The following is an 11,526-nucleotide window of genomic DNA, read 5'->3' as shown; positions in this document are numbered from 1 at the left end:
TGATTCCTATTTAAATTACTGCTCATAATAATTATTATAAGAAAATAACTATTTAAAAATTAATAAAAAAATAGCATACCCAACTTACAATTCATCCACAACTTACAGAAGTTGTGGTATTCTTGCATTATTAAGATAAAAAAATCATATTTTTACAATTGATATTTGGACGACCCACCAAATATACTTTTTTATTGTAAAAAGACATAATTAATACATAGGTGATTAGCTTGTCTAAAAAATGTCCTAAATGTGGAGACGAAATCCCGGATGAGGCAAGGTTCTGCAAAAACTGCGGCCATAAATTCAATGATGAAGGCGCAAGCAGCTACAGCACACTATCAAACGGAAAGATATTCCTCGTTGTGATTGCCATAATAGTAATAATTGGAGCGATACTGCTTTCAGGCGCTTTCAACCATTCCAACGAGACCGGTGATGCCACAAGCGGTTCAGATTCATTGGAGTTTACAATAAGTTCGGTCTACGGAAGCTCCTACTATTACGAGGAGGAAAATGAAACCGACTACACCATAGTGACATCAGCGCTCTTTACAAAGATTCCTTCCGACCTGAACGGGTACATCGTCAAGACAACCTATTTCGACAAGAACAACGACAGGATAGGTCAAAGCACCGAAACATTGTCAAACGTGATATATGATCCAAAAGACATCGATTATGAAATCGCATTCGGATATTACAACTCATACAAGAAGTTTGACCCTGACCACGTTACAGTCGAGATAACAAAAGAAAAAAGCGTCGTGGCAAACGACACATACCAAATCGACAAAAACAAAATTGAATTCTTATGATTTAGGATTTTCCTAAATCACTTCTTATTTTAACCAGCCTTTTATAGAAATCATCGCAGATGAAGTGATTTTCGTAGAGATGATTGCAGACTGCAAGCGACTCCTCCGCAAATCCGGATTCCTTCAATACCTCCGCCTGCATCAGCTGGGATCTCTTGTCGATGTCAAGCAATCTTTTAAAATCATCATTGATGTTTAAGTTGAGCTCATGCTCGCACAGTCCCTGGCCAAAATTGCTGAACTCATTTTTAGAGCTTTTAAAGCAATCGTATGCCCTTTCGAATTCATCAAGCCTTAAAAGCGCCATTCCCTTCTTGTTCAATAGCTTTGACAATATCTTTTCCTTGAACTTTGAAGGGTTCATGAGGGCCTTATCATATGACTCAACGGCCTTTTCGAACTCTCCCTTGGTGAAATGTTCGTCCCCAGCATAGATGTTGAGCTTAAGCTTTGGAAAGTTGCTTCTCTCATCGTTGGAGCTTTTCAAAAGAAGCCTGTAGTAATCGTTGTCAGTAAAATCAGAATCCGCCCTGACCGCTCGCCTGTAATGTCTCAATGCCTTGACGAAATGCCTTTGGCCAAAAAGCGCATGTGACTTTAAAAACAGCGCCTCGCCATGACTCCAATCATAATATAGGACCTCATCAAAGTTAAAAATAGCTTTATGATACTTTTCCCGATTTAGATAATCCAAACCATCATCCAGGATATTTTTGATTTCAATCTCCTTTTCAAGATGATTACATAACCTGCATGGATTTAAATTGCGTTCATCAATTCTTTTTAAAAACGAGTCATCTTTACAAATCCAATAAGTGGACTTGCCATTTATTGAAAACCTTACCTTGCCTTGGCTGGTTTCACATGTCAATTCATCCGGAATGTTTAAGAGAGACATAAATATAATATTTAAATTCCATAAATAAAAAAAGTTTTTGAATATTAAAGGGAATTCCTTAATTCAACAATCCTTTCTAATGGCAACACAACAAGCTCGGAAATTTTTTCATCTGAAAAACCACCATCATCAATAAGCCTGCGGGCAATCTCTTCAGATTTATCAATAATTCCTTCTTCATATCTTTCTTGACCGAATTCCACAACACAATCTATTTTTCCCATATAAACACCTTGAATCTTTTTTCTAACCTCTTCCAACTCATCAAAATATATGTTTGTCAGCATCAGCACCAATCCACAAACAGAATTCTTAATGTCCTCATTGGGAAAGCTGATTCTTGATATCAAATCGGCAGTTTCAAAGAACTGATTAATAATATCTTTTCTATTTGTGGGAAGAATGGGAGTTAAGGCCAACTCTATGAGTTCCCTATCACTAAATGTGTCTTGATTTTTAATTTTTGTTTCAATAGTATATATAATTTGCTTTGAATCCAAATCTTTAAGTGATAGTATTGGGAATTTGAAAATGTCCCAATCGTTGATGCTATACTCAACCATTCCAGACTCGTCAACTGTTGAGACTACAGCAAAGATAATCTGTTTATTATCCTTGTTTTTCTGGAAATCCCAAACACTCACATAAACTTTGAAGCGTTTTTTATCGTCTATATCAAGTTTAGTGCTTTGATATTCCAACATCAAAACCACTTTTCCATCGGAAAATACTGCATCGGGCTTCTTGACTTCCCCCTCAAGAAGCACCAAGTCCCCAGTCAACTCTTCGATTTGGGAATAATCAATTTCAATTTCAAAACCGAATATTTCAAGAAACTTTTTTAGGAAATCTTTTCCAATAACTTTAAATGTAGTATCCTTACCCAATGGCATACTAATCACCAATAGGTAATATATCAATTAAAGTATTAAAAGTTGTTATATTTGATATAAAGTAAATTTAATGAATTAAAAACAATATTAAGAATAAATTATAAGATTTCAATCAAATAACAATATTTCATTGCCTTTCAACCTGACAAGTCAAGCCACAGAACTCACAATTGTCGCAGTTCACAAGATGCTTTGAATAGTCATTGGATGAAATGCACTCGACAACGCTTTCAAGATAGTCATGAGTAAACTCATTAGGTCTGAACTCCTTCTCATACAGCTTTGCCTCATCCAGAACATATAGAATCAGGTTTTCTACCTCAACGTCCATCCTCTCCTTAAGTGCAATTGCATAATAGCTGAGAAGATCCATATAGAATGAGTGGTAATTTCTCATGGAGTCCCTTGTCCTTATGAAGTGAACAAGGCTCACACCGTCGCCGTCACGGACAATAAGGTCTATGACACCGTTAATGTCATATCCTGCAACCTCAAGGCTTACGTTGAATGCGGTTTCAACTACATCGAAGTTCTTTCCGTAGTCGTTCCAGTACTCGGTGAAATTGTTGAAAAGCTCCGTAAGCGCCTTTTCGCCTGAAGAGAATGAGTATGAGCGTATCACCTCAGACACCAAGTACTCTATGCTTTCCCTGTCCCAGTCTGTCATGAACTTGTCATTGTGAAGCCTGTTTATGACCACACGCAGCTTTGAGTCTATGAACTTGTTGATGTTTTTCGGGTTCTTGAACTTCAGGTTGTTTTCAAGGTTGTACTTGAGGGGACACACGAGATAATCATCGAGAACGCTTTCAAACTCAATCTGGTTGAAGAGGTTTGTGTCTGCAATCATGTGTGATGTCACCTTTTTCATGTCAATGACATCGCTCGGCTCAATCTTTACAAGGTCGTCCTCATAACCCTTAAGGACGCCAGGTATGAATATTCCGGCACGGGGCAGCACCACTGAGAGTATAAGCAGCTCTTCGGCACGGGTGTTTGCAACATAGACCACCCTTTCCTCTTCCCTGTTGAACTCCTGAGCCTCCAGGTCCTCTGAAATCTTGTACTTCAAAAACCTGTTCGGTGTCGGATAGACGGGATTGTTGTTGAATATATGGTCCTTCCTTTGCTTTGAGAATGTCAATGGGAAGCTTCTGTCCTTGATGGAAGCGGTGATTACAACAGGATATTCAAGCCCCTTGGCCTTGTGGACGGTCATTATGTGGACCTTCTGCGAGTTGTCCTCCTCCTCATTGATCGGGCAGGAGTAGTACTTGAGAGAACGGTAGAGATAGTTGAAAAGTCCAATCAGGTCGTATTTGCCCATGATGTTTTCATAGTCTGATATTATCTCGGATATCAGCGCAAGGTTGAGTGACGCCTTTTTGGCATCAAAGTCCTTTCTTGAGAGAAGCTCGTCGCTGTATCCGGTAATCTTGAGCAGTTCATAGAATATCTGAAGGGAGGTCATTCTAACTTCCGCCAATGATGATTTAAGCTCATTTAAATCCTCGAAAAAGTCAAGGTCATGCTCATCAGTTATTCCAATGCCCATAAGCTCATCCCTGGAATAGTTGCTGATGTCAATGCTTCCCACACGGGCGAACATCTCATCCAGAACGTCATCTGCATAGTCACGAACGACATCCATTATTGACTTGGACTTCAAAGTGGAATCCAACGCCTCATAGTTGTTCTTGATTCTAACAACATTCGCATGGTATTTTGACTCTATGTCATTTAAAATGTCCATTGTCCTGGCGGAGAGCTTGAACACCTTGCTTGCCTCATAGTACTTGTCTGTGAATGACGAGAGGTTAATCCATTGGCCTCCGTCACCGTAGTATGCGATTCTTGTGGGGTCAAATGGCAGCATGTACCATAGAAGGGCAAGCATCGCCTTGACCTCATCCTGATAGATCAAATCGTCAATTCCCTTGAGGTAATATGGAATGTCCTGGCGGTCAAACTCGTCAAGAATGTCCTTTTTGTCCTTGTGGCTTCTGAAAAGCACACAGACATCACTGTATTTTGATATCTTTCCGGAATCCTTCAGGTTCTTGATAATGTATGCGATTCCCTTGTATTCCTCGTCAGACCCGTGGTTTTCCAGAAGATAGACCGGCATCTTGGACTCGTTTACTGTCCTCAGGTCCTTTTTGGCCTCCCGCTTTTCGCGTATGAACTTCTCGTTGAAGTCGACGATTTCGGCGGTTGAGCGGTAGTTGTTGACCAGTACCTTGTTTTCGAACTCGTCGCTTTTGGCATAGTCGTTGAAGAACTTCGGATTTGCCGCCCTGAACGAGTATATGCTCTGGTCGGCATCCCCAACGACGGTGTATGTGTCTGACTTGCCTTTCAATCTCTCGAATATCTGCATCTGAACGGCATCGGTGTCCTGGAACTCGTCAATGAGTATGTTTGTGTACTGGACCCTCTTCAGGTTGTCGTCATCTGATAGTATTTCCAATGCCTTGATTAGAAGGTAATTCTGGTCACATACATGCTCCCTTTCCATCAAATCTATCCAGTCATTGTAGGACTTTGCAATCTGGAGATACCTTGCCTTGTAGACGTCACATTGGAAATGATGCTGCTTTATCTCCTTTTTGGAAGGGTACATGTTCTCCCCATGTGAGGCGTAGTAATCCCCAATATATTCAAGATACTCCCCTGAAGGCTGGAATTTTGATTCGATATAATCTATAAGTCCTTCTGAGTCGACCTCAAAGAGGGCATACTCGTCATACTTCTTCAGGACCTGTCCTGACTCGTAGTTTCTAAGGAATGCGGGGCCCTTGAATCCGAGCTCATGCTTGTGCTTGTTGAAAAACAGGTTTCGCTCGGACTCCCTTTTTAGAAGGTTGTAGGGAATGTCTGAGAACTCCTGAAGGATTGCCCTGCAGAAGCTGTGTATTGTGCTTATCCTCATCTGGCTAATTGTGTTCAATTCAAGCTTTGTATCCTTCTTGAACCTTTCGCGAAGCTCCTCGGCCGCCTTGTTGGTGAAAGTGATGACCAGTATGCTTTCGGCGTCAACGCCTTCGCTTATCAAATGGCATACCCTTTCAATAATCACGCGGGTCTTTCCGGCACCGGGGCCTGCATTTATCACCAGCGGCTTTTCCGTGTACTTGACTGCCCTTTCCTGATGCTCGTCCAGCTCGACGTCGGGAGGAATTTCCCTTATCTTGCAGTAGTCGATCTTTTTTACGGCCTCAAAGTTCAATTGGCGATTAAGGGGATTTCCCTCACTGTCGAAAAGCCTCAATGTCAATATGTGATTCTTGATGAACTCGTTGATGTTTCCCTCGATGAAATCAAGAACATTTCGCTTGTCCTCGGCACCAAGGTCCTCAAGCTGTATAAGTTCATCACCCTCAAGGCCCACAAGCCGAGGCGCTATTGAGTTCACATTCAGGTTGTTGATGATGAGGTATATGTCGTCATTTGTGATTTTCGGGTTGTGGCCCAGAAACGTGAAGTCATACTCGTAGTCAACCTTCAAAAATTGCTCAATTGGTTCAAAGTAATCTTCATAGATATATGTGAACAATATTTTATGGACACTTTTCATTTCCCTTTCAGATAATGTAAGAGAGCTATCATTAAATACATCGATAGTGAGCACTAGGTTCCTATCCGTTTGCTTGCAAAACAAATCAAGGATGGCTTTGGCTGTTGCCATTGCAAGATGATATTTGCGAACAACAATCAGCTTTTCCATGACCTCGCAAAGGTCATATAAATTCCTATATTTACTTTTAAGAAAAGTAAAAACGCTACTCTCTCTCATTATACTCATTAAATCGTTTGGTTAAAAAAACACCATCAACCCATTCGGGCTGAATCATTCCACGGGAAATCTCCTCTTTGATTTGGGAAACAATTGCATTTCCCTCCTGTCTGGTCAGGCCCTTGGACTTGACAAAGTGGGAAAACGAATCGCCGCTTCCCTCAACATAATATTCGAGATTTGACAATGCTTTGGCCTTTTTGGCCTCACTCTTGCGCATGCACTGGACAAAAAACTCATGCTTGATGCCCTTCTTGAATTCCACGGCATCTATAATCTTTCCCCTTATATTTAAAACTATATTGACAATGTCCCTGTCAACCAGTATGGGATAGTCCCTTTTGGCCTTCTCTATGATTAACGTATCATATGCATTGCCGACAATCCTGTCCAGGTCCCTGAAATATGAGCCCTGCTTGACCGCATTTGCAAAATAGTAGTCAAGGTAACGCTTGATTTCAAAGTCGGTGATGTTGTCCTCCATGATCTTGGCCTCGACCTTGGAATGGATGAGGCGGATTTCATTTGGGCTCAGGTCATATGCCTTGAGAAACCTGTCGTAATAGTCGCCTTCGGGACTGATTAAATCAGAGAGATATTCAAGCTTGGATTCCTTTTCAAGCTCAATGACCTTTCTTTTGAAATAGTCCTCCAAAGTGGAAACCAGATTATCGACTATGACCCTGTTTGAATCGATGTCGCTTTTCAAATCTGCAATTATGACCTCGCAATCGTTAAGGCTCAATCCATATGAGTAGAGCAGATAATTGAAAAATGGAGTGTCATAGTCCCCAATAAGTTCATCCAACCTTGAAATTGTAACTTCGTTAATCATTATAAGTTTGTATTTGTTTTAGATAGATTAAAAAACTTTTTAAAAATAGCATATTATTACTGTTTAACCGGGGAAAAATTTTAAAATAGGAGTTGTAAAAACAAAGGTGAACAAAATGATTATATCAAAAACCCCAGTTAAACAGCTGTCATCGTGAAAAAAATCAAGGATCAGTTTAAATCCTCGATTTCTGTGTCCTTCCATGGAAACTTGTTCATGTGGGCAAGCATCCTGAGCTCATCGATGCTTGAGGCTTTTAAAACCACCTGCCTTCCATGGACGGAGAAAATGTAAATGTAATCCTCATCCTGCCTAAAGACATTCATGTGAGGTGTCGTGAAATCTCCAAGGGAATTCTCCTCGAGATTGCATCCGCACCGCCAGCAATAGGTGAAGCTTTCATTAATGCTCCTGCTGCAGTTAGGACATGTTCTCATTGTTGCCTCCTGCTATTTGAGGACGTGAAACCTCTTTGATTATCTCAAAACAACTTGAATCCATATGATCCCTCCTAAAATATTGAATAGTTCACTGCATAACCCATTTTCAAACCCTTGTAGAACCACTCAAGGGAACTTATCAGGTGCTCAGGCAAATCGAAGACCCTTGTGATGAATGCAGGGAAGGACTTCTTCTTCCAGATGCTGTAGACAGTCTTGAACTTGGAGAGCTGGTCATAGTATACGAATCTCCTTCGCCTGCTTTGCATGTGAAGCTCCTCCGATTGCATGTCGAAATTCATCTTTATGTCCAGTCTCAGCCTGTTTGTCTCGTCATAAATGTCCAGGTTGTTAAGATTGCTGTGAAATATGAACTTCATGAACCTGTTGATCAGCTTATTGATTTTCCTCTCACGGTTGAAATACACGTCTTTTGGCCTAATTTTTTTATGAGTTCTTGCCATATAACTCCCCCTTGTTAAATATATCCTGCACATTCCTGTGCCAAAATTTCGTCAAACACATACCAAATTCTGTTTTCACCTAAAACCAATTCCTTTAACTCCCCAATGGAATCAGCTTCGATGATGTGGCCAAATTCCCTATAGCAATACTTTCCCCTTGAAACCTGAACCCGAAAGAGCCCGGTTTCGTTTTCCTGGTAGTTGACTTTCAGCTCCATAGTAAAAAGCTCCTCCAGGAAATGCAACACTTCCCTTAACCTGCAATCCTTAACATCGGATAAGTCCAACACCCCATAGTCAATGTCCCTAAGTGTCTGGACACTCAGGAACTCATAAATCTCTGATGAATATCTAACCAAATCAAGCTCCATTTAAACCTCAACTAAATTACAGTCAACCATAACAGGCATGTGTTGAAAAGCAGTCCAAGATATGTGCTTGTCTTGTTGTCACCTCTCATGAGATTGTAAAACACAAGCAGAAGTGAAAATATCACTATCACAAGCTGGACCGCTGTCAATAAGTTTGTTATCATTTTATCATCCCCTCCATGATTTCAATGACACGCTTGTTCAACGGGTTTTCCAATGACAGGAACTGTCTGTTTCCGTCATTTGACCCGAACTCGGCAAAGTGAACTCCCCTGCCGCAGCCGTTTTCCACTGATGCACCGAAAGTGACCTCCCCCTCCTTGACCTTAATGCCAAAGTCGGCAAATTCAAAGACCAGGACATCGTCAATGTCTTTTGGTGTGAAATTCTCCTTCATGTTTCCGTATTCCAAAATGAACGAAGTTTCACCGTCCCTGACATCAGACATGGAAAATACAAGTCTTATGAATATTCCATCCTGATGTGATTTCCTTTCAAGAAACTCAAAGAAGGCCTCATCCATCTCATCGAATGTGTACTTCTCATCCGCCCTGCCGATGTAGGTGGGCATGCTGTTGTCCGCCGCAAGCTCATCCACATAGAAATGGAACTCGCTGTTTCCGGCTACTGATTGTTCGACAGTCTTTTTAACATTTACATTAATCTTTTGGGTAGTCTCCATTATTATTCCTCTAAATGATGATAGTTATAGTTCAAACATAGCATGTGCTATGATATCTGATTACAATTGCTGATTTTGGTTGATACGGTTGTCTTGTGTTGACAACCATTGCGGTCTAAAAGAACCCTGCACTCCAGTATGCAGTTTGCTTCACTTGTGGTGTCATTTTTTATCAGCCCCTTTTTAATGTCAAAAAGTTCGTATAGAGTCTCGATTACAATTTTTTAAATGATGTGGTTAAATTTTCGAATAATTTAAAGTGCACATTAATATTACTTTCAGGTAGTATATAAAGGTTTTGATTTTTTGATGTTTTCATAGCATCCGCTAACCAATATTAAACAAATAAAAATAAGTTTCTCGTACGTAAAAAATTGCCCTAAAAAAATAAAAAAGTAACTAGATATGAAATCTAGTTATTTTAATTTCCGTTTTGAATTATTCTTGTTCTTTCCTTGACCAAAATGCACCAAATATTGCGAAAATAGCAACTAAAAGGAATGCCAATGGGTTACCAGTAGCATGCATAGTTGTTTGAGGAACTGGATTTTCAGGTTCAGGAATAGGTTCTGGAACCGGAACATCCGGTTTTGGAGTAGGTGGTACAGGCTCATCGTTTTTAACAACTTTAACAGTAGCGTTATCGAAATTGTTAGTCAAATCGCTTTCGTTAACGCTGGTTGTTACGTTAGCGTTGTTGGTAATTAAACCCGGAGAGATCACTTTACACAAGATGTCCAAAGTGACCTTTTCACCTTTTGCCAAATTGCCTATTGTCCAATTTCCAGTTGCTTTATCGTATTTACCTTTTGAAGCGGAATAACCAATGTATTTCACGCCGGATGGCATGACATCACTGACCCAAACACCTTTTGCAGTGCATGGACCATGATTGACCACTTCAATAATCCAGTGCATGGTATCGCCGACACGGTAAACCTTCTTGTCTGATGATTTTACAAGTTCCAAATCACAGATTTCAGAGGCTTCAGTGGTATTGTTTGCCTTGTTGTTGGTTTTGTTTGAATCAGGAGTGGATGAATTGACTTCCACAGGATTTGTAATGTTTCCAACGCTCAAGACTTCAGTCACAATTGTGAGAGTCACACTTGAACCGCTTTCCAGCTTACCGATTGTCCAAACTTGGCTGTTTTTGTCGTATTTACCCTTAGTAGCAGTGTAGCTTATAAATCTCAATGAACTTGGAATGTCCTCTTGAACCTTAACATCAAAAGCATCGCTAGGACCATGATTTATTACAATAATGGTCCATGTTAACTCCTCACCCACATAGGCTTTTTTGGAGCTTACAAGCTTTTTGATTTCCAAATCACAAATAGGATCAGCTTCAGTTGTGTTGTTTGCCTTGTTGTTTGTTTCGTTAGAGTCAGGGGTTGTGGAATTTACAACCACAACATTTGTGAAGGTGCCGTTAGTTACAACCTGAGTAACTAAAATAAGGAAAACAGGATGATTAACATCTAATGCATCAATCTTCCAAATCCTAGTTTTTTCATCAAATCTACCGGCAGTCACACTTGAACTGACGATTTTCAAACCATCAGGCAAGGTGTCATTAACAACAACACCAACTGCATGAGAAGGTCCCTTATTAACGAGAGTTATGTTCCATTCCACAGTATCATTAACGAATACCTTGGTTGCGTTAACATACTTGCTGATTACCAAATCACATATAGGATTGTGAGTGTTCTTGATTACAAAAGTGCCGTTAGAAACTTGAGTAATTTCAGAAGTATAATTTGAAATTTCAATCTCCTTAACACTATAAGTGATTTTCTTACCATCTTTGTAAACAGGTAAATCAGAGAAATTGCCTTTCCAACCAGTGTTGTCGTTTAAAACGATACGGCCATACTCATCATCATCTGCTAACAATACAACAGTGACGTTATCCGGCCTGATGCCATCATAGTCATCCATATCATTCCAAACCTTAGTGACATTTATGCTAGTGGTTTCAGGAACATGAGTATTGGTAATAGTATAATTACCTAAAGTTGAATTAGTAACTGAAACAGTATAATTAGCAACTTTAACCTCTTTAACTGTGTAATTGATCTTAGCTCCATTGGAATAAACAGGCAAATCAGTGAAATTACCTTTCCAACCAGAAGCATTAGTCAACTCAATAGTACCGACTAAAGCAGTATCATTCCACAACTCAACAGTAACCACAGGAGGCCTTAAACCATCCTGATTATCTGAATCGTTCCAAATCTTAGTCACATTAACACTAGTAACCTCAGGAACATGAGTATTAGTCAAAGTATAATTACCAAGAGTACTGTTAGTAACTGAAACAGTA

11 protein-coding genes are annotated in these 11,526 nt (G+C 40.0%); 1 reads left to right on the top strand and 10 read right to left on the bottom strand.

What is annotated here, in order from left to right; genetic code table 11:
* Positions 1–230 precede the first annotated feature (230 nt).
* Complete coding sequence (locus ILA26_RS07535) at positions 231–818, top strand: zinc ribbon domain-containing protein (RefSeq protein WP_292895947.1); 588 nt, start codon at positions 231–233, stop codon at positions 816–818.
* A 1-nt stretch (position 819) separates the two neighbouring features.
* Here the strand turns inward: ILA26_RS07535 and ILA26_RS07530 are convergent, their stop codons facing one another.
* The 10 genes from ILA26_RS07530 to ILA26_RS07485 form a co-directional block, all read right to left on the bottom strand.
* Entirely contained in the window at positions 820–1,716 is an 897-nt protein-coding gene (locus ILA26_RS07530) for a hypothetical protein (RefSeq protein ID WP_292895945.1), read from the bottom strand.
* Between the two features lie 44 nt (positions 1,717–1,760).
* Positions 1,761–2,609 (bottom strand): hypothetical protein, encoded by an 849-nt coding sequence (locus ILA26_RS07525; RefSeq protein WP_292895943.1) that lies wholly within the window; start codon positions 2,607–2,609, stop codon positions 1,761–1,763.
* Between the two features lie 127 nt (positions 2,610–2,736).
* Positions 2,737–6,414 (bottom strand): ATP-dependent helicase, encoded by a 3,678-nt coding sequence (locus ILA26_RS07520; RefSeq protein WP_292895941.1) that lies wholly within the window; start codon positions 6,412–6,414, stop codon positions 2,737–2,739.
* Positions 6,392–7,240: a hypothetical protein gene (locus tag ILA26_RS07515; RefSeq protein WP_292895939.1), complete on the bottom strand. Its 849-nt coding sequence runs from the start codon at positions 7,238–7,240 to the stop codon at positions 6,392–6,394. Before ILA26_RS07515 ends, ILA26_RS07520 begins: the two co-directional genes overlap by 23 nt.
* 170 nt (positions 7,241–7,410) lie before the next feature.
* Positions 7,411–7,677 carry a hypothetical protein gene (locus ILA26_RS07510; protein ID WP_292895937.1) on the bottom strand — a complete coding sequence of 89 codons (267 nt, stop codon included), beginning with the start codon at positions 7,675–7,677 and terminating at the stop codon, positions 7,411–7,413.
* A 74-nt stretch (positions 7,678–7,751) separates the two neighbouring features.
* On the bottom strand, positions 7,752–7,949 hold the full coding sequence (locus ILA26_RS07505) for a hypothetical protein (protein ID WP_292895935.1): 198 nt from the start codon (positions 7,947–7,949) through the stop codon (positions 7,752–7,754).
* A gap of 209 nt (positions 7,950–8,158) precedes the next feature.
* The gene (locus tag ILA26_RS07500) at positions 8,159–8,515 is read right to left on the bottom strand and encodes a hypothetical protein (RefSeq protein WP_292895933.1); all 357 of its coding nucleotides are present in this window, start codon (positions 8,513–8,515) and stop codon (positions 8,159–8,161) included.
* An 11-nt stretch (positions 8,516–8,526) separates the two neighbouring features.
* Positions 8,527–8,679: a hypothetical protein gene (locus ILA26_RS07495; protein ID WP_292895931.1), complete on the bottom strand. Its 153-nt coding sequence runs from the start codon at positions 8,677–8,679 to the stop codon at positions 8,527–8,529.
* A complete protein-coding gene (locus ILA26_RS07490) occupies positions 8,676–9,197 on the bottom strand; it encodes a hypothetical protein (protein WP_292895929.1) in 522 nt (173 codons plus the stop codon). The genes ILA26_RS07495 and ILA26_RS07490 overlap by 4 nt, the downstream gene beginning before the upstream one ends.
* Positions 9,198–9,635: 438 nt before the next feature.
* Positions 9,636–11,526: Cna B-type domain-containing protein (locus tag ILA26_RS07485; protein WP_292895927.1), on the bottom strand; the 1,891-nt coding region annotated here is incomplete at its 5' end.

This window comes from Methanobrevibacter sp., from assembly GCF_017940815.1.
In the GTDB taxonomy this organism is placed as follows: Archaea; Methanobacteriota; Methanobacteria; order Methanobacteriales; family Methanobacteriaceae; genus Methanocatella.
The sequence above is the reverse complement of the archived record's forward strand: the minus strand, read 5'-3'. Positions and strand labels throughout refer to the sequence as shown.

Bases quoted from the DNA above. Each gene is read 5' to 3' on its own strand.
- ILA26_RS07530 (WP_292895945.1), bottom strand. From the start codon at position 1,716: ATGTCTCTCTTAAACATTCCGGATGAATTGACATGTGAAACCAGCCAA.
- ILA26_RS07525 (WP_292895943.1), bottom strand. From the start codon at position 2,609: ATGCCATTGGGTAAGGATACTACATTTAAAGTTATTGGAAAAGATTTC.
- ILA26_RS07520 (WP_292895941.1), bottom strand. From the start codon at position 6,414: ATGAGTATAATGAGAGAGAGTAGCGTTTTTACTTTTCTTAAAAGTAAA.
- ILA26_RS07515 (WP_292895939.1), bottom strand. From the start codon at position 7,240: ATGATTAACGAAGTTACAATTTCAAGGTTGGATGAACTTATTGGGGAC.
- ILA26_RS07510 (WP_292895937.1), bottom strand. From the start codon at position 7,677: ATGAGAACATGTCCTAACTGCAGCAGGAGCATTAATGAAAGCTTCACC.
- ILA26_RS07505 (WP_292895935.1), bottom strand. From the start codon at position 7,949: ATGCAAAGCAGGCGAAGGAGATTCGTATACTATGACCAGCTCTCCAAG.
- ILA26_RS07500 (WP_292895933.1), bottom strand. From the start codon at position 8,515: ATGGAGCTTGATTTGGTTAGATATTCATCAGAGATTTATGAGTTCCTG.
- ILA26_RS07495 (WP_292895931.1), bottom strand. From the start codon at position 8,679: ATGATAACAAACTTATTGACAGCGGTCCAGCTTGTGATAGTGATATTT.
- ILA26_RS07490 (WP_292895929.1), bottom strand. From the start codon at position 9,197: ATGGAGACTACCCAAAAGATTAATGTAAATGTTAAAAAGACTGTCGAA.